The sequence below is a fragment of the Streptomyces caeruleatus genome (genome assembly GCF_001514235.1).
GTDB classification, from domain to species: domain Bacteria; phylum Actinomycetota; class Actinomycetes; order Streptomycetales; family Streptomycetaceae; genus Streptomyces; species Streptomyces caeruleatus.
This window is the reverse complement of the sequence record NZ_KQ948944.1, coordinates 21102-39588: the sequence shown is the minus strand read 5'-3', so window position 1 is coordinate 39588 and position 18487 is coordinate 21102. Positions and strand designations below refer to the sequence as shown.

General features: G+C 67.4%; 13 protein-coding genes and 3 pseudogenes. 11 read left to right on the top strand and 5 right to left on the bottom strand.

Going from position 1 to position 18487, the window contains the following annotated elements:
• Nucleotides 1–31 precede the first annotated feature (31 nt).
• The 3 genes from AQJ67_RS40315 to AQJ67_RS40305 all read left to right on the top strand — a co-directional run bounded on the left by AQJ67_RS40315 (nucleotide 32) and on the right by AQJ67_RS40305 (nucleotide 4352).
• Nucleotides 32–1729, top strand: a complete 1698-nt coding sequence (locus tag AQJ67_RS40315) for a (2,3-dihydroxybenzoyl)adenylate synthase (protein ID WP_062724484.1) — start codon at nucleotides 32–34, stop codon at nucleotides 1727–1729.
• Nucleotides 1730–1893: 164 nt separating this feature from the next.
• Complete coding sequence (locus AQJ67_RS40310; protein WP_062724483.1) at nucleotides 1894–3492, top strand: FAD-dependent monooxygenase; 1599 nt, start codon at nucleotides 1894–1896, stop codon at nucleotides 3490–3492.
• 32 nt (nucleotides 3493–3524) lie between these two features.
• Nucleotides 3525–4352 carry a TetR/AcrR family transcriptional regulator gene (locus tag AQJ67_RS40305; RefSeq protein WP_062724482.1) on the top strand — a complete coding sequence of 276 codons (828 nt, stop codon included), beginning with the start codon at nucleotides 3525–3527 and terminating at the stop codon, nucleotides 4350–4352.
• 33 nt (nucleotides 4353–4385) lie between these two features.
• Here AQJ67_RS40305 and AQJ67_RS40300 read toward each other — a convergent pair whose 3' ends face one another.
• Nucleotides 4386–5621: a PucR family transcriptional regulator gene (locus AQJ67_RS40300; RefSeq protein ID WP_062724481.1), complete on the bottom strand. Its 1236-nt coding sequence runs from the start codon at nucleotides 5619–5621 to the stop codon at nucleotides 4386–4388.
• A gap of 107 nt (nucleotides 5622–5728) precedes the next feature.
• On the opposite strand from AQJ67_RS40300, the gene AQJ67_RS50985 reads away from it, so the two are divergent.
• The 5 genes and pseudogenes from AQJ67_RS50985 (at nucleotide 5729) to AQJ67_RS47335 (ending at nucleotide 11095) form a co-directional block, all read left to right on the top strand.
• Nucleotides 5729–7237, top strand: coding sequence for a flavin-containing monooxygenase (locus tag AQJ67_RS50985; protein ID WP_062724480.1), 1509 nt, complete (start codon nucleotides 5729–5731; stop codon nucleotides 7235–7237).
• Nucleotides 7234–7764, top strand: a pseudogene (locus tag AQJ67_RS50890) (alpha/beta fold hydrolase); the annotation flags it as partial. The gene AQJ67_RS50985 and the pseudogene AQJ67_RS50890, both read left to right, overlap by 4 nt.
• A 43-nt stretch (nucleotides 7765–7807) precedes the next feature.
• Complete coding sequence (locus tag AQJ67_RS40290; RefSeq protein WP_107123111.1) at nucleotides 7808–8344, top strand: superoxide dismutase family protein; 537 nt, start codon at nucleotides 7808–7810, stop codon at nucleotides 8342–8344.
• Nucleotides 8345–8892: 548 nt separating this feature from the next.
• Nucleotides 8893–10074: pseudogene (locus tag AQJ67_RS40285) on the top strand (IS701 family transposase).
• Nucleotides 10075–10303: 229 nt separating this feature from the next.
• Nucleotides 10304–11095: pseudogene (locus AQJ67_RS47335) on the top strand (IS5 family transposase).
• A 64-nt stretch (nucleotides 11096–11159) separates the two neighbouring features.
• Here AQJ67_RS47335 and AQJ67_RS40275 read toward each other — a convergent pair.
• The 4 genes from AQJ67_RS40275 to AQJ67_RS40260 are packed head-to-tail and all read right to left on the bottom strand — an operon-like array spanning nucleotide 11160 to nucleotide 14941.
• Complete coding sequence (locus AQJ67_RS40275) at nucleotides 11160–11741, bottom strand: GTP-binding protein (protein ID WP_062724479.1); 582 nt, start codon at nucleotides 11739–11741, stop codon at nucleotides 11160–11162.
• The gene (locus tag AQJ67_RS40270; RefSeq protein WP_062724478.1) at nucleotides 11728–12114 is read right to left on the bottom strand and encodes a DUF742 domain-containing protein; all 387 of its coding nucleotides are present in this window, start codon (nucleotides 12112–12114) and stop codon (nucleotides 11728–11730) included. Before AQJ67_RS40270 ends, AQJ67_RS40275 begins: the two co-directional genes overlap by 14 nt.
• Nucleotides 12111–12560 carry a roadblock/LC7 domain-containing protein gene (locus tag AQJ67_RS40265; RefSeq protein ID WP_062724477.1) on the bottom strand — a complete coding sequence of 150 codons (450 nt, stop codon included), beginning with the start codon at nucleotides 12558–12560 and terminating at the stop codon, nucleotides 12111–12113. Before AQJ67_RS40265 ends, AQJ67_RS40270 begins: the two co-directional genes overlap by 4 nt.
• On the bottom strand, nucleotides 12557–14941 hold the full coding sequence (locus AQJ67_RS40260; RefSeq protein WP_062724476.1) for a sensor histidine kinase: 2385 nt from the start codon (nucleotides 14939–14941) through the stop codon (nucleotides 12557–12559). The genes AQJ67_RS40265 and AQJ67_RS40260 overlap by 4 nt, the downstream gene beginning before the upstream one ends.
• A 291-nt stretch (nucleotides 14942–15232) precedes the next feature.
• Between AQJ67_RS40260 and AQJ67_RS50885 the strand changes: the two genes are divergently transcribed.
• The 3 genes from AQJ67_RS50885 (at nucleotide 15233) to AQJ67_RS40245 (ending at nucleotide 18294) form a co-directional block, all read left to right on the top strand.
• Complete coding sequence (locus AQJ67_RS50885; RefSeq protein ID WP_079056492.1) at nucleotides 15233–15481, top strand: enoyl-CoA hydratase-related protein; 249 nt, start codon at nucleotides 15233–15235, stop codon at nucleotides 15479–15481.
• 231 nt (nucleotides 15482–15712) lie between these two features.
• The gene (locus AQJ67_RS40250) at nucleotides 15713–16582 is read left to right on the top strand and encodes an IS5 family transposase (RefSeq protein ID WP_062724474.1); all 870 of its coding nucleotides are present in this window, start codon (nucleotides 15713–15715) and stop codon (nucleotides 16580–16582) included.
• 788 nt (nucleotides 16583–17370) lie between these two features.
• Nucleotides 17371–18294 (top strand): PucR family transcriptional regulator, encoded by a 924-nt coding sequence (locus tag AQJ67_RS40245; protein WP_062724473.1) that lies wholly within the window; start codon nucleotides 17371–17373, stop codon nucleotides 18292–18294.
• Nucleotides 18295–18487: the final 193 nt, after the last annotated feature.

Below are 18487 nucleotides of genomic sequence, written 5' to 3'. Positions count from 1 at the left end.
GGCCGAGCCACGACAAGCCACTGGAGATCACGTGACCCACTCAGACTGGAACGGACGCCTCGTCTCCGTTCCTGACGACCGCGCCCGCCGCTACCGGGCCAGCGGCGAATGGAGCACCGAACCGACCGGCAGACGCCTGCACCAGGTAGCCCTCCGATTTCCCGGGAGAAAGGCGGTGATCACCCGGGACGAGTCGATCACCTACGCCGAGCTGGACACCCGCACGGACCAGATCGCCGCCGCCCTGATCGGCCTCGGCTTCCGGCGGCTCGACCCCGTCCTCTTCCAGCTCACCAACCGCATGGGCACCGTTCTCGCCTGGTACGGATGCCTCAAAGCCGGACTGGTGCCCGTGGCCACCCTCGCGGCCCACCGCATGCACGAGATCGGCCACATCAGCCGCAAGGTCGGCGCCGTCGGGCACATCGTCGAAGCCGGACTCCCCTTCGACCTCGTACGCTTCGCCCGCTCGCACGCCGACGGCCACCCCACCGTCAGACACGTCATCGCCGTCGGCGAGCAGTCGGCCGACGCGCCTGCCGCGACCCAGCTGGAAACCCTGGGAACCGACATCGAGCCCAGCCGTGCCCGCGCCCTGGTGGAGGCGGCCGAACAGGACACGGACCCGCTGGACGTGGCGGTGTTCCAGCTGTCGGGCGGCACGACCGGCGTGCCCAAGGTGATTCCGCGCACCCATGCCGAGTACTGGAACAACGGCCTGTTCTACGCACGCCACCTGGGCTGGGACGAGAACACCCGGAGCGCGCACCTGATCCCCGTCATCCACAACGCCGGCATCTCCTGCGCGCTGCACGCCGCCCACTCGGTCGGGGCGTGCCTCGTGCTGGCCACCGCCGACGCCCCGGCCGCCTTCGATCTGATGGCCCGTACCCGGACGACCGACGTCCTCATCGGTCACGGCCTCTATCAGTCGATTCTCGCCCCGGAGTTCGGGCCGGCACGGGCGCACCTGAAGCGTGTGGTCCTGTCCGGCGCCAAGGTGGGCACCGAACTGTTCGAGCGCGTCGACGGGCAGGGATGCTGGGCGGGACAGATGTTCGGCATGTCCGAGGGGCTGTTCGCGGTCAGCCCGCTCGATTCTCCGGCCGAGGCCCGCCTGACGACGGTGGGAGTACCGATCGCCGAAAGCGACGAGGTCCGCATCCTGGAACCCGGGACCGAGCGAGAACTCCCCGACGAGCAGGTGGGGGAGCTGTGCTGCCGCGGCCCCTACACCATCGCCGGCTACTTCGAGGCGCCCGAGCACAACAGCGTTTCGTTCACCCGGGACGGCTTCTACCGCACTGGTGATCTCGCCAAAGTCACCGTCATCGACGGACGCCGTTACCTGTCCATCGAGGGGCGCATCAAGGACCTCATCAACCGAGGTGGAGAGAAGATCAACGCAGAGGAAGTCGAAGCGCTCCTCCTCGCCCATCCGGACATCCGGCAGGCAGCCGTGGTGGCCATGCCCGACCCTCGTCTCGGCGAGAGGACATGCGCCTACGCCGTTTCGGCATCCGGTACGCCGCTGTCTCTGCGAGACGTACAACACCACCTGGAGTCCCTCGGGGTCGCCAAGTTCAAGTGGCCGGAACGACTGGAATGGGTCGAGGAGCTGCCGCAGACCAACGTCGGAAAGATCGACAAGAAAAGGCTGCGCGGCGAGATCGCCGACAAACTGACGGAAGAAGCTCCACCAGCGGCACGGAGACGTCTGGGCGTATAACCCGCCCTCGACGCTCATCACACGCAGGGCTCGTCTCCTGCGGGCGTTCAGCCACGTCGGGGATGAGCCCTGCTGCACGCATCCGCCAGCGCGCTCGGGAGCATGACCCGACATTGACCATCCAACTCTACGTTCAATAATTGCCCTGTTTGTCAGGAGTGTTCGTGAATCTCAGGAGAGTTGCAGTACTCGGCGGCGGCCCCGGAGGCCTGTACGCCGCGCGACTGCTCAAGCGCAGCCACCCGCAGGCCGATGTGGTGGTGTACGAACAGAGCCCGCCGGACAGAACCTTCGGATTCGGGGTCGGCATCGCCTCGCGAACGCAGCAGAATCTGCGCGATGCCGATCCGGAATCGCTGGAGTCCATCGTCGAGGCGGCCCACCCGCATGAGATGTCGATGCAGGTCGGCCGGCAGACAGCTCGTCTCTCCCACGGCCGCCTGCTGGCCATCGCCCGCACCCGGCTGCTGGCCCTGCTGCAGGGCCACGCCTCGGATGCCGGCGTCCGCCTGCACTTCGGCGAGCGACACGATGCCGCGGGGCTCGATGCGGATCTCGTCGTCGCGGCTGACGGGATCAACAGCGCGACCCGGACCGGCCTGGCGGAGCGGTTCCGGCCTCGGATCACCACCGGAAAGGGGCTGTATCTGTGGTGCGGCACCGATTTCGCCCTTCCCAGCGCGGTGTTCACCCCCGTCACGACGACGCACGGGACCTTCGTCGCTCACGCCTATCCCTATGCCGCGGACCGCAGCACCTTCCTCATCGAAACCGACGAGCAGACCTGGCGGCGAGCGGGTTTCGACCTCGCCACCGAGCAGACGGGACCGCAGGACAGCGACGAGGTGTCGTTGAAGTACCTCCAGGAGGCATTCGCCGAGACACTTCAGGGCCACGTGCTCATCGGCAACCGGACTCGATGGCTTCACTTCCGTACCGTCTCGTGCGAGAGCTGGCACACCGGCAGGACCGTACTCCTCGGCGACGCAGCTCACACCGCGCACTACTCGATCGGGTCGGGGACCAAGCTCGCCATGGAGGACGCGATCGCACTCGACCGCGCGCTGCTGTCCGCCACCACTGTCGAGGAGGCCCTCACCGAGTACGAGCGGATCCGACGGCCGGAGGTCGACTACCTCCAGCGCATCGCCCGGCGCAGCGAGTTGTGGTGGGAATCCTTTTCCGAACGGACCGACCTGCCGGTGGACCAACTGATGATCGCCTACATGACGCGCGCGGGGAAGGTCAGCGTGGACCGCTTCGCGGCATCCGCGCCCGACGTCGCAAGGAGGGGCCTCGCGGCCTACGCCGACGTGGCGTCGGAGTCGGTGCCCGCGCAGGACATCGCCGAGTGGATCACCAAGCAGCCCCTGACGATCCACGGAGGGCGGTTCGGCAGCCGCCTCGCGCCCGCCGATCTGCGAGATGACCCCACGACCGCGGTCGTCTCCATCGACCACCCCTCCGCATGGAACGCCGAGGCCGACCACACGGTTCACCACGCCCCCGGCGCACGCACCCTCTGGCTCACCGGCCCCAGTGACCGCTCAGCTGTCTTGAACCGGCTCGACGTCGCCGAGCGGCTCACCCGTCGCACCGACGCGGTCGTCGTCGTCGAAGCCCCCCGTTCCCGTCACGCGGACCTCGTCGCCGGGCTGGCGAGCGCGCGCACCCACCTCGTGCACCTCACACACGAGACCGCACCGGACGGCGACGAGGCGGCGGGTACACCACCCGACCCGGCCACCGATGCATCTGCGTGATCCACAAAGACACCGCGGGCTATTCTGCGGACATGGCTTCCAAGGACACCGACGTGACATCCAGCGCCCCCGAGCAGTCGAGCAAGCCGCGCAGGCAGTCGAAGCCTCGCCCCACGCGGCAGTCGGTGTCCAACGGTGCCCAGAGCCGCAGCAGCGCCCGTCGGGAACTGGTCGAAAAAGAGATCATGGAGCAGGCCACCCGCCTCTTTGCCGAGCGAGGGTTCGCCAGCACCACGCTCCAGGACATCGCGGCAGCCACGGGACTCACCCGCCCGGCCCTTTACCATTACGTCGCCAACAAGGACGAACTCCTTTCCCGCCTGGTCAGCGAGATCACCGAAGCGCCTGCGGTGCTGCTGCACGAGATCAACGAGCGAACCGACCTGAGCCCCCTCGGGAAGCTGCACGCGATGGCGACTTCCCTCGCGTTGCACCAGGCCGAGAGCCCGGACCGGTTCCTTCTCCTCGTCCGCTCCGAGGCGGAACTGTCCGACGACATCGGGGCGAAGTACCGGCAGAACCGCCGCCAGGTACTCAAGGAGTTCATCCGACTCATCGAGGCGGGCATACGGGCCGGCGAAATACGCACGGTCGATCCGCGCACCGCGGCTCTGGGCATCATCGGCATGCTCAACTGGATCGCCTGGTGGCACCGTCCCGGAGACCCCGGGGAAGACAAGGCCATCGCCACCGAACTCGCCAGAATGGCGGTGCAGTCCCTCGCGCAGACGGACGGCGCCGCCAAAGTGCCCGAGGGGCCCGCACAAGCCATCGGGTTGCTACGGCAGAACCTCGACCATCTGGAGCGGTTGCTGGAATCGCCGCACAACGGCACGGCTTTCCCGGAAGAAGACTGGTAATTCAGCGGATTTGGGATCGTGCCCGCCCGTCACTCACTTTTCGAGGTGCTGGCCGCGCCACCACATCAACTGCAGTGCTGCGCCGACGGCGATGGGGTTCTCCGACAGTGGCCTGGGAAGCAGTTCGTCGCACCGTGCCAGGCGTCGGACGATCGTGTTGCGGTGTGCGTAGAGGGATTCGGCTGCTCGTGCGGCGTTGCATTGTTCCTCGAGGTAGGTGCGCAAGGTGAGATGTAGCTCGGGCTCGGCTCGGGCGAGGTCGCCGAGGGTGTCGGCGACGAACTCGTCCGCCCGGCCGACGTCGTTGCTCAGCAGCGCGACGAGTTGGGCGTCCATATAGCTGCCAGCGCGCCGGACGGTGCCGAGACGGGCCATCATGCGTTGCACCGCGGCGGCCTCGAGGTGGCTCTGACGGAAGCCGTCCAGGTCGCGGCGTGGCCGGCCGAGCGCGACTCGGACCCCCGGGATCGTCGCGAGGTCGGTGTCCAGGTCCGGGACGCCGGGTGTTCGTTCGACCGGAAGCCACAGCCACAGCGACGCGCTGGTCGCCAGCACGGTGAGCCGCCTGGCGGCACCAGCAGCACGGAGGACCATTTCGGCGGCCAGTTCGAGGTGCTCGCCTGTGACGTCGGTGCCGCCCCACACGATGGCGGCCATGTGGCTTCCGGTCAGCGCATACCCGAGACTGGCCTCGGCCGCCGTCCGTGCGACCGGGGCGCCCTCCAGCAGCAGCGATACCGTGGTCAGGCGCTCGGCGTGGGTCCCCTGGGTGAGCTCGTGGCGCTCCTGGCGCATCACTTCGGCGACCGCCGCGATGGTGTCGTCGATGAACGTCGAGATCGACCTCGACGTGATCGCCAGGACCTCTTGCAATAGATGAGCGTCGCGGGTCAGCTCGAAGCAGATCTGCATCCACCGTTGCCAGGCGACGTTCTGTCCGAGCCGCCACGCGTCGAGCGCCGTCGCGTCCAGGTCGCGGCGGACCACGTCGCGGCTGGCCTTGAGGACCACCGGATTGAGGTTCGCGGCAACGCGGGCGCCGGGGCGTTGGACGTTGGCGGCAGCCCAGTGCAGCAGGTTCGAGAGATTCGAGCTGCGCATCCTCTCGGCCAACACGGGGTCGGACAGCGTCTCGGCGAGGCGCTCGTTGGTCAGGACCGCCTCGTTGAGTTCTGGCAGCCACTCCGGCCGTGGGTCCAGCGCCTGCTCGGCCCCGCGCCGGATGATCTCCTGAGCTGCCGCGGAGGGCATCTCCCAATCGTCGCTCATGGTGTCTATTTCACACCACGCAGGGGTCAGATGTGGGTCACCTTGTACATGGCGGGGGAGTGGAGGGGCGACCAGGCTTGGGGGCATCAACCGGAGCAGGGAGGACCATGGACACGCACTCCATCGAGACGGTCGACGTCCTGATCGTCGGAGCCGGCATCTCCGGCATCGGCGCGGGCCGCTACCTGAAGACTGAGCATCCGCGCAAGACGTTCACCATCCTCGAGGCCCGCGACGCCATCGGCGGCACCTGGGATCTGTTCAAGTACCCCGGCATCCGGTCCGACTCCGACCTCTACACCTTCGGGTACGAGTTCAAACCGTGGCGCGACAAGGAGACCATCGCGACGGCTCCCCGCATCCTGGCCTACCTCGAAGAGACCGCCAAGGAGAACCAGCTCGACCAGTACATCCGCTTCGGGCACAAGGTCGTCCGCGCCGACTGGCACACGCCCACCGCGCGCTGGCTCGTGGAGGTCGAGCAGACCACTCCCGAGGGCACCTTTACCCAGCAGATCAAGGCCCGCTGGATCTTCTGCGCCGGCGGCTACTACCGCTACGACCAGGGCTACACCCCGGTATTCGAGGGCGCCGATCGGTTCGGGGGCACCATCGTCCACCCCCAGCACTGGCCCGAAGACCTCGACTACGCCGGTAAGAGGGTCGTCGTCATCGGCAGCGGCGCCACAGCCGTGACCATCGTGCCGGCGATGGCGGGCACCGCCCGGCACGTCACGCTCCTGCAGCGCACCCCGACGTACGTCATGCCGGTGCCGCAGCAGGACCCGCTCGCCAAGCTGTTCAAGAAGCTGTTCAGCCCCGAGCGCGCCCATCAGCTGATCCGCGCCAAGTTCGTCCGCGAACAGCGGTTCGTCTGGAAGTTCTGTCAGCGGTTCCCCAATGCCGCGCGCCGACTCATCCGCCGGGTGAACACGAGGATGCTGCCCGCGGGCTATCCGGTCGACGAGCACTTCAACCCGCCGTACAACCCGTGGGACCAGCGTCTGTGCGCCGTGCCCGAGGGGGACCTGTTCAAGGCCATCTCCGACGGCTCCGCCGAGATGGTCACCGACCGCATCGAGACCTTCACCGAGACCGGCATCCGGCTGGAGTCCGGTCGCCTCCTCGAGGCCGACGTCATCGTCACCGCGACCGGTCTGAACATCCAGGTCCTCGGCGGCATCGACCTCAAAGTCGACGGGCGCCCGGTCAACTACCCCGACACCGTCGTCTACCGGGGCATGATGCTCAGCGGCGTCCCGAACTTCGCGATGGCCATCGGCTACACCAACGCGTCATGGACGCTCAAGGTCGGGCTCCTGTGCGAGTACTTCGTCAAGCTGCTCTCGCACATGGATGAGCACGGTCACGACGCCGTCTGGGCCGTTGCCGATCCCGACATGCCGACCCGTCCGGTCCTGGACTTCGAGGCCGGCTACGTCCAGCGCGCGATGGCCCGCCTGCCCAGGCAGGGCCCGGCGGCCCCGTGGCTGATGTCGCGTGACTACCTGGACGACCGCAAGCTCATCCGCAACGGCGCCCTCGTGGACGAGCACCTGCACTTCGCCGACGCGACCTCTGATGAGGCTGTTTCCGTCCGGGAGAGCCTCGCGTGAGCATCGCACACCACAGTGCCGACCGGTTCGCCGATCTGCGGGGCGGCATCCGGATCTGCTACCGCTCCGACGGCGACCCGGCCGGTGAGCCGCTGGTCCTCGTCGCCGGGCTCAACCAGCAGCTCACCGTCTGGCCGAAACGGTTCGTCGACGGTCTTGCCGCCGAGGGCTACTACGTGGTCCGCCTGGACAACAGAGACGCCGGTCGGTCGTCCAAGCTCGTCCAGCCCGCGCCGGGCAAGGTGCGTCTGCTCCTGGGACGGCCTCGGCCCGACGCCTACACACTGGGACACATGGCCGGCGACGTCGTCGAACTGCTCGACCACCTGGACCTGGTCCGGGTCCACCTGGTCGGCCAGTCAATGGGTGGCATGATCGCCCAAACCGTCGCCGCACATGCTCCCGGCCGTGTCGTGTCGCTGGTCTCGATCTACTCCACCACCGGTGAGCCGAAGGTCGGTCAGGCGAACCTGAAGACCAAGCTGATGCTGGCGCGCCGCGCCGCACGCAACGCCGACGAAGCCGCCGTCGGGCACCTGCGCATGACGCGCCACCGCCGGCGCCGGTCTGATGGCGTCCGCCAATGCCGCCGAGCCGCAGGACGCGAAGGCTCCGGTGCCGAAGCTGGTCGTAGGGACGGTGTTCGCCCCGGTGAGCGCGGCGCCTTGGGCTCAGGCGGTGACCTACAACGACGAGCTGGTGTCGGTGGGCAGCAGGGTCCAGGTCAAGGAGGAACTGCGCCGCAGCGGCGGGACGCGCATCGAGCTGCGCGTGCGGGACCTCGGGGCCGACCGCGTCTACGGGGCCCATGTCCACACCAAGCCGTGCGGCAAGCTGCCCACTGACGCAGGCCCGCACTATCAGGACCAGCCCGATCCGACGCAGCCCTCGGTGGACCCCGCTTTCGCCAACCCGAACAACGAGGTGTGGCTGGACCTGACCACCAACAAGGACGGCTCCGCCCGCTCGATAGCCACCGTGGACTGGCGCTTCCGTGAGGGAGGAGCTCGTTCCGTGGTGCTGCACGAGATGGTGACCTCCACGCATGAAGGTCACGCTGGAACGGCCGGCCCGCGGCTTGCCTGTGTGAACGTACCGTTCATGTAGCTCTCCAGGCCCGGCATCTCCGCTCCTGGGCTGCCGGGCCGTCGCGCCTTGTCGTCGACCCTGTCGCCGCCACGCCCCCTCCCCGATCTCGGCCATCCTCGACATCGCCGCGGGGCGCACCCGATTCTTCGCCGCCGACCGGGTCGGCATCACTGTCGAGGTCCTGCCCGAAGACGACTCCCGGAGTCGCGAGGTGAAGGCGGCGGAACAGGACCGATGTCGCATACGGCGACGGTGTCCTGCGGATCGAGGGCTCGGCGGCGAAGAGCCGGCTCCTCGCGCTTCCGGATCCATGGAGGTCGCCGAATTGCAGGGCGTCGGACGGCTCTGCGACGTCGACTCGAGCGTGCACCGGGCGCGGTCAAGCTCGGCTCGGCCGCGAGCGTCCGCCTCACTGCCTCCGCCCGTGAGGTCTTGGTCGGCCGTCTGGCGGCCCCGCGGAGTCTCCGCCCACACAACGAACGACTACGGCAACATCACTGCCCGCAGCCTTAGTGCTGCAACGGTCTTTGCCATGACTGCTGGCCAGCTCGGTCGTTGCTGTGGTTATGGGTGGGGACCCCGCTGTGGCCAGGTTGTGGGCGGGTGAACTGGGTGCTCTGCATGAGCGGTTCGTGCACCGGTTCAACCGGGAGGAGCCGCGTCAGTCGGCGCTGGCTTACATGCGGGGACTGATCGCTCCGTTGCAGCGGAAGAACGGCTGGACGCTGGCGGAGGAGGCCGGGCACGCGGGTCCCGACGCATCCACCGGCTGCTGAACCGGATCGAGTGGGACGCCGACGAGGTCCTGAACGACGTACGCGACTACGTCGTGGAACACCTCGCAGACCGCGAGGCCGTCCGATCGTCGACGACACCGGGTTTCTGAAGAAGGGCATCCGATCGGCCGGGGTGCGAAGGCAGTACTCCGGCACCGCCGGCCGCTCCGAGAACTGCCAGATCGGTGTGTTCCTCGCCTACGCCACCAGCCGCGGACGCACACTGATCGACCGCCGTCTGTATCTGCCCACCTCCTGGACGGACGACCGGGACCGCTGCCGCCGCGCGGGCATCGACGACACGGTCGACTTCGCCACGAAGGTTGCCATGGCCAAGGCGATGGTCCGCCGGGCCATCGCCGACAAGATCCCGTTCAGCTGGGTCACCGCGGACGCCGCCTACGGCTACAGCAAGGGCCGGCGGTTCGAGCTGGAGCAGGCGGACGTCTTCCACGTCATGGCCAAAACCGCCACGACACCGTCGTCACCCGCTGGTCCATCGACCACCCCGTCTACGACCTGTTTCCAGGCCTGCCGCGGCAGAAATGGAAACGCCGTTCCTGCGGCGAAGGAGCCCATGGCCGACGGATCTTCGACGGGGCCCGCGTCGCGGTGCGGCCCTGGCACCGCGAGGACCGCCGGCACCGGGTCCTCGCCCGCAGCAACGTCAGCAGGCCCGAGGAGATCTCCTCCTACATCGCCTACTGTCCCGCCGGCACCACACTGGACGAGCTGATCCGCATCGCGGGCAGCCGCTGGGCCGTCGAGGAATGCTTCCAGACCGCCGAGCAGGATTGCGGCCTGGACGACTACCAGGTCCGCCGCTACCCCGGCCGGCACCGCCACATGACCCTGGCCATGGCCGCCCACGCCTGCCTGACCGTCCTGCGGGACCGACAGCTGGACACGGACAAAGCAGAAACGGATCCTCCCAGCTCATCCACCTCAGCCTCGCCGAAATCCGACGCCTGATCACCCGCCTCACCGACCGCCGCCCCCACCCCGGTCGACCACATCCTGCACTGGTCGACCGGGCGCCGACGACGTCAGGAACAGGCCTGCCTCAGTCACTACGAACGACGCGGACACAGCCCCTGAAAAACTGCCCAGCACTCAGAACAAACACCGTGGCAGTATTAGACGGTGTCCTACGTGGTGAGGTGGACGTTGCCCCGGCAGGGGGCGGGGTACGTGGAGTTGGATCGTTCCGGACGGGCTGTGGGAGATCGCGAAGCCGCTGATCCCTCCGTCGAAGGTGCGGCCGCAGGGCGGCGGAACGCAGGACACGCCTGATGAGACGCTTTTCGCGGCCATCATCTACGTCCTGGTCAGAGGCTGCGCATGGCGCCAACTTCCGCCGTGCTTCGGCATATCGAAGTCGACCGCCCACCGCCGCTTCCTGATCTGGTCGAGGGCCGGTGTCTGGGGCCGCCTGCACGAAGCCGTGCTGCACCAGCTCGACGACGCCGGCCTCATCGACGTCACTCGCGTAGTACTCGACACCGCGCACGTGAGGGCTGAAAGGGGGCGAACACACAGGCCCGAGCCCCGTGGACCGCGGCAAGCCGGGTTCCGAGATGCACATCTTGTCGGACGCGAACGGGCTGCCCCTCCTCGTCGGCGTCTCGGCAGCCAACACTCACGACAGCGAAGGGCTGAAGCCCATGATCGAGGGTCACCAACGAGACACGACCCTCACAACGGCAGGTGCTCCAAGCCTCAGCGCCTGCACGCGGACAAAGCCTACGACCTGGCCGACCAGCGCAGATGGCTCCGGTGGAAGCGGATCGGAGTACGCATCGCCCGCAAGGGGATCGAGTCCGGCGAACGATTAGGGCGACGCCGTTGGGTCATCGAGCGGACCATGTCCTGGCTGTCCGGCTACCGCCGACTCAGCCCCGGATACGAGCGCCATCCCCGTAACTACCTGGCCTTTCTCGGACTCGCCGCCGCCCTGGGTTGCTACAAGCGCCTCGTCCGCCTCACCACGTAGGACACGGTCTCAGGGCCTCACGTCTCGCAGAGGGCGGGTAAGGCTCCACGACGACGGCAGTCGGTCAGCGGGCCGTCGGCGGGGGAACGGGCACCTGGGCGAGCACATGGTCGACCAGGCTCAGCAGGACGTCCCGACAGGCACCGCGCTCCCGGGCGTCGAACATGTGCACAGGAAACGTCGGTGGGAGAGCGAGAGCACTGCGGATCTGTTCGGTGCTGTGGTGCGTCCGGCCCTCGAAGCCATTGACGGCCACCACGAAGGGGATGCCACGTCTCTCGAAGAAGTCGATGGCGGCGAAGCTCGACTCCAGGCGCCACGTGTCCACCAGCACCACTCCGCCGAGGGCTCCGACCGCCAGGTCGTTCCACATGAACCAGAAGCGCTGCTGGCCGGGTGTACCGAACAGGTAGAGCACCAGGTCGGGGCTGAGCGTGATGCGGCCGAAATCCAGGGCGACCGTCGTGGTCGTCTTGGCTTCCACGCCGATCACGTCGTCCACCCCGACTCCCGCGACGGTCAGCCGTTCCTCCGTACGCAGCGGGGTGATTTCGCTGACGGCCGTGACCATGGTGGTCTTGCCGACGCCGAATCCGCCGGAGATCAGGATCTTGACAGCCTCGGGGCCGTTGTCAGAGCCGGGCAAGACCGTTCCTCACTCTCTTCAGCAGGGCGATCTGTGGGCTTTCGGCCACGTGGATGGGTGGGCGGGCGAAGATCCTGTCCTGGTCCAGCAGATCCGAGAGCAGGATGGTCGTCACGGAGACGGGCAGGTGCAGATGGGCGGAGATCTCGGCGACAGCCAGTGGCTGCGTACACATGCGCAGGATGCGCAGGTGCTCCGGCTGCAGGCCGTGGCCGACGGACGGCAGGGGCAGGTCGAGCGTCGTCACCAGGGTGATGAGCGTGAAGACGTCCCGGCTGGGCCGAGTACGGCCGCCGGTGAGGGTGAACGTCCGTACCGTCCGCCAAGCGCCCCCCTCGGGCTGTGCCCAGGACTCTTGGGGGCCACCGTTCACCGCTCGAAACCGCCTGTGCCCAGCGGGGCGGAGATCTCGGCGCGGGGGGCGGCACCGAGGTGTTCCCCGACCCTCTTCACCAGCATGTTCATCTCGAACGCCACCACCCCGACATCGGCTTGGAGGTCGGTCAGTACGGCGAGGTGCGCGCCCGCACCGGCTGAGGTGAGGATGAGGAAGCCGTTACGCATCTCCAGCAGAGACTGGACGACCGACCCGCCGTCGAAGTCGGCGCAGACGCCCCGACCCAGGCTCATCAGCCCCGACACGGTCGCGGCCAGCCGCTCGGCCTCGGGCCTGGGGAAGGCCGCGGACTTGCTGACCACCAGCCCGTCCTCGGAGACCACGACGGCGAATCGCACACCGGTCACCTGCTGTACGAGGCCGGTCAGCAGGAAGCCCAGGTGGTCGGAGGAAGTCGGGGCACGGTGCGGGTGAACGGTCATCTCGGGGCCTTTGTCGTCGCGGAGGAATCGGGGTCGAGGGCGGGGCGTGTGCCGAAGCCACGGGCGTGCTCGGTGCCGCGCTGGAAGGCGGACATCGTCCTGGCGACCTGCTCCGCCTGCGGTAGCGGATCCGGGTCTGCCGGGGAGGACTGAACGGGCGGGTCACGGCGCAGCTCTTCGGCAAGGCTCGCCTGGGGGACGCGCTGCGGGAGGCGCGGAGCGCCGTCGACGAACAAGGAGGCGGACGGGGGTGTGATCGCCGCAGGCCCGTCCGCGCGAGCGGTGCTCGAAAGCTGTGGGGTGACCGGGCGAGGCAGGGGGGTGAACACGGACGGGCGCTCCGACGCGGGATGCTCGGCGTGCTGAAAAGCGGGGCGGGGAGCCTGGTGGGTGTCCGGCTGCCAGGCCGTGCCGGCGACGGTCCCGGTCTGCCGGGTATCCGCCACGAGTGTGACCGGAGGAACCGGAGCACTCGGGACCACGGGGGAGTCCTCGATCAAGAGTCCCGAGGGGATCAGGACCACCGCCGAGGTGCCGCCGAACGGCGAGGAGCGCAGCGTGACCCGGATGTCGTACTGCGCCGCCAGCCGGGCGACCACGAAGAGGCCGAGGCGGGCGTCGTCGGCGAGAGCCAGGACATCGAACTGCGGCGGCTGCGAGAGTCTCCGGTTGACCTCGGCGTACTCATCCTTCCTCATGCCGAGCCCGCGGTCCTCGATCTCGACGGCGACTCCCTTGCCGACGTGCTCCGTCCGGACCCACACCGGGCAGACGGGCGACGAGTAGTTGGTGGCGTTCTCCATGAGTTCCGCCAGCACGTGGATCACGTCCGCCACGGCGTGCGCGGCCAGCTTCAGCTGTTCGTCAGCGTGCACCGTGATGCGCTGGTACTCGGCGACCTCTCCGACGGCGCTGCGTATCACGTCGACGAGGGCGACCGGCTGGGTCCAGCGACGTCCGGGCTGCCCCCCGCTGATGATCACGAGGTTCTCCTCGTAGCGGCGCATCTGGCTTGCCTGGGAGTCCAACTCGTAGAGCCCCTCCAACACCTCGGGCTCCTGGTGCTTGTGCTCCATGGTGTCCAGCAGGCTCAGCTGGCGGTTCACCAGGTTCTGGGTGTGCCGGGCGACGCCGAGGATGGCCTTCTGGAAGCCGCGGCGGGCGTCGGCCAGACTCACGGCACTGTGCAGCGCGGTGCGTTGGGCGGAGTTGAAGGCGTGGGCGACCTTGCCGAGTTCGTCGTCGCCGTAGTCGAGATCCGCGGCTTCGTACTCGACGTCGACGTTCTCCCCGCGGTTGAGACGGTCGATCAGGCTCGGCAACCGGGTGTCGGCCAGCTCCAGGGTGGCCTGGCGTAGGCCGGCCAGGCGCCGCATCAGGGAGCGGGTGACCCGCCAGGACAGCAGGGCCACCACGATGACGGCGACGAGCTCGGCCCCGCTGGTGAGGAGACCCTGCCACAGCAGAGAGTCGGCCCGGTCCTGGCTCTGGGCGATGAAGGCGATGATGGGGGCGACCGTGACCTTCTGCATCCGCGGGTGGATTTCGGCCTGGACGCGGGTCCACTGCCGGGCAACCGCTGGCAAGGCGGTGCTGTCACCATCCCGCTGGGCGATGACAGCGTCCTCGATCTTCTCCATGGTCTTCCACGCCCGGCTGCCGGTGAGCTTCTTCACCTCCGCCAGGTGCCGGGCGTCCAGCTGACCGGGCAGGCTCGCCATTATGTAGCGCCGCGCCCCCACCGCGTGGGCGAAGGCGGCCCGGTCCGCGGAGCTCAGCCGTCCGCTCGCGACGGCGGGTGCCAGCGTGGCGTCCTCCAACTGCAGCTGCTCACGGGCGTCGATCAGGAGTGCGTTCGGGATGGACGCCGTCACCAGGGACGCGTCGCTCACCTGGAAAGCTTGGGCGGTGCCGACGATCTCGGCATCGATGACGCGGGTGAACGCTGCGGTGGCCGTCCGGACATCGATGGACCGGCGATCGATCCGGGCCCGCAGGTTGGGCAGGTCCAGTGCCCGCATGGCGTCCGCGACCGGCTGGAACGCCGCCTTGGACCCTTGCGGGGCGTCCTCAAGCGTGCTGGGAAGCCCTGCCATCTCGGCCACGGCGATGTCCGTCTTGCGGCGCTGCGCCTCCAGGGCACCCCGCGAGGTGTCGGGGGCGGCGAGCCAGACCGCGCTCAGCGTCCGTTCCTTGGCCGCGGCGTCGATCATGTCACCGAACGGCTTGGCGACGGCCAGGTTGGTGGCCATTTCGGCGCGCAGAGTGAAGCCCTGTGACAGCACGCGGGCGCTCGTGGTGGCCCAGAGAGCACCGAGGGTCAGGCTGGGGAGGAGGGCGAGCAGCAGCAGCGAGGTCCGAATGGACCGGAGGCGCTGCATGGCAGGAGTCCGTGACGGCATCGCGCGTCCTTGGATGCATGGGGTGATCATGACCAGCGGCTGCATGTGTTCCGCTGCAGGTAGCGCTTGGATGTTAGGGTGAAATTGAAGGGGATTCAGTAAAGTTCGAGATTATTTTATGTCTCAACAAGGTTACGGTCATGCAGGGCGACGGCCCGTGCGGTACGTCCGTTAGGGAAGCGGCGTAGGGGCAGGTTGGGTGCCTTCGTACCGTGAGGTGACCTCCTGTTGAACCGCGCGGTGCTCGCCTGTCCGCCCTCCCTTTCGATCATGCTGGGGGTGATCCCTGGCGTCGGCGGTACCCAGCGTCTGGCCTGCCTGGTCGGGCGGGTCAGGGCGATGGGCATGGTTCTCGCTGCCCGCCCGATGTGCGCTCGTGAGGCCGAACGGGCGGGCCTCGTCTCGCGCGTGGTCCCCGACGGCCTGGTCCCGACGGGAGTCGCCCACGTGGCCACGACCCTTCCCTCCGGCCTCCCCTGCATGGAGCGGTCGCCTGGTCCAGGGGGCACCGCACCTTAGAGGTCGTTTTAATCTTCAGTGCGGTGCTATCTATCGTTTTGTGACCTCTGATGATTTGGTGCTGGTGAGTCTGCAGTGCGGGTCGCGGCTGGCGGGGCGGAGGGTGTGACGTCTGAGAAGGGGGCCGACCTACGCCTGTCTCATTCCAGGACACACGGATCTGTCCCGTGCTCCCGCGAGCCAGAACACACGCCTGGGCGCACGCCCCCCGATCGGCGGTATGCCCAGGTCATGACCGACCGTCGTGCGTATCCGAGTGATCTGTCCGATGCCCGCTGGGAGTTGATCGAGCCGGTACTGTCCGCCTGGCGCTTCGAACGCCGGGGCCCGGCGCTGGACTTCGGCCGGCCGCCCCAGCATGACCTGCGAGAGATCATGAACGCGATCCTCTACGTGGACCGCACCGGCTGCCAGCGGGCCTACCTCCCGCACGACTTCCCGCCCCACCAGACGGTCTACGGCTACTTCGCCAAATGGCAGACCGACGGCATCTTCATCCAGCTCAACGGCCTGTTACGGGAGTTGGTGCGCCAGCAGGAAGGCAAGCACCGACACCCTTCGGCCTGCGTGATCGAGGCCCAGAGCGTCAAGACCTCCACCTCCGTCCCCGCCAGGACGCAGGGCATCGACGCGGGCAAGAAGATCGTGGGCCGCAAGCGCAGCATCATCACCGACACCCTCGGCCTGCTGCTGGCGGTACTGGTCACCGCGGCCGCCGTCCAGGACTCCACCGCCGCCCGAACTCTCCTGGAGCAGGCCGCCATCGACCACCCCACCCTGCGCAAGGTCTGGGTCGACGGCGGCTGCCGCAAGCACTTCGTCGAGCACGCCGCCGCCCTCGGCATCGACCTTGAAATCGTCCAACGCACCCCCGGGACCAGAGGCCTCACCCCGATCCCGAAGCGGTGGGCGGTCGAGCGGACCTACGGCTGGCTGATGCTGCACCGGCGCCTGGCGCGCGACTACGAAACCCATCCCCACCGCTCCGAGGCCATGATCCACCTCGCCATGACCGACCTCATGGCCCGCCGTTTGACCGGCGAGAACACCACCTCCTGGCGCGGCCCGACACCAGCACATCAAAGCCGCATTCCGGGATGAAACAACAGGATGAAACGACCTCTAAGCACTCATCATCCGGGCATTACCAACACCCCGGACACCTAGGCAACTTGCTCTAGCAGCCGGGATCCCGCCCGAGCATCGCGACGACACCGCCGACCTTCGGCGTACTCGCTCAACCCATGGGAACATATCTGACGATTCATCAAGGGTTATGTAAATTCCAAGAAAAAGAAGTGGACATAAGACATAAAGGAGCATAACTGGCGGGTATTCTCTTAGAACTTTCAACTATCCGTGTTACGATCTTCAGGCTCGGAGTGACTCGCGGCAGGCTCCGATGTGCCCGTGCCTCGTGAACATGAACGGAGTGCCGTGCCGGAAACCTCTACTGTCCCGGCGGGAAAAATTCTCCAGGGTAATTGTCAATGGCTTTTGTCGGTCTGCACGGTACAGGATCCATTTGCCCCTCCTGGCCGGAAGTATGGGTGAGCTGGTTTTCGATCGAGTCGGCCGGTAACTTGCCGCCCGTCTCGGTTTTGGTTCAGCGGCTTGACTGGGGGCGTGTGGCTGGCGTTGGAAAGCGGAGCAGTCGGCTACATGCTGGAGGCCAAGATGCAACTGGTTTCCATCGGTGAGATTTTGCTGCGTTCTGACACCTGTAATCGCGGCGATTCGTCCGAGTTGCCGAAAAGGGTGATGGCCACGAAGTGGCCCTCAAATGTCATACCGAAAAGACCGTCAGTAACTATCTGGGCGGCATTTGCAGAAAGTTTCAGGTGCGTGTATGTAGGACAAGCGCACCATGCGGTGATATGAGGTGAGAAATGACTGGAATCATAGGCGAGTCGTTATCTCCGGTCGAGGCGCTCCGCCCGACGCCGGAGGAGGACAGGGTCGCCGACTTCAGAGCAAGGGTGCAGGCCGAAGGGCAGGAGTGGACCGGTAACGAGCCGGACGAACTGGTTGAGCTACTGACCAAGGCGGCAGCAGGTGATCCGAGGCTTGCCGCCATCGTGCGCGCCGGGAGCAACCTGCTGAAGGACTTCCTCGACGGATGCCAGCAAAAAACCACCGCGGACGTTTCACGTGATCTGGCAGGCGACCTCGCCGACGGTCATCCGCTGCCCGCGGACGTGCTCGAAGGGCTTACTCATCGATACCTGATCGCCGTGGTGAGGCTTGCGGAGCCCGCCTGCGGCATGGATGCGTTGCGCGCGGTAGCAGGACAGGACTCGCTTCTGACGCACCGGGACGGCAACGTCGTTCTCTTCATCCCGGCAGCCGGTCCAGGCAGCGGCCCTTGCTCGGTGACGAGGCTGAACCAGTGTCTTGGCGGCAGAGGTTGGCTCGCCACCGCGGAACGGGACAGAGAACACCTTGTCGATGGGTTCAACGAGGCATCCTACGTGATGAGGCTGGTGGTGGCCGGACTGCGCCCGAGTGGCGCCTACACGATCTCGGACGTGTTGGTCGAGTACGCGGTCACGTTGAACGAGAAGGTGCGAACCGACCTGGCTGCGGTGATCAGGCCTCTTCGGGCGCACAAGGTCCTGTGGGAGACGTTGGCCGCCTTCGTCGACTCCGACTACAGCAGGAACAAGGCAGCCCGCAGCCTGTACATCCACCGCAGCACGCTGGACTACCGCCTGAAGCGGATCGAGGACGTCACCGGTTGCGACCCGAACAGTGGCAGGGGCGCGCAGATGCTGACGGCGGCGATGATCGCCGAGGCCCTGCAGGGAGGATGATCACGTGTGCCCTGATCGCCGTGCAGGACGAGGCGTGGCCGACCGCCCGCCGCTGCTCCCCCAGCGGACCTGTAGTGGTCGGACGATGCTCACGACCTGGACGTGATCGCGTGCGTGCGGATGCAATGGCGTCAGGCCCCCCGCCGGCGATGTTCGTGGCCGGGTAACACTACGTCGCGAAGCACGCTCGCAA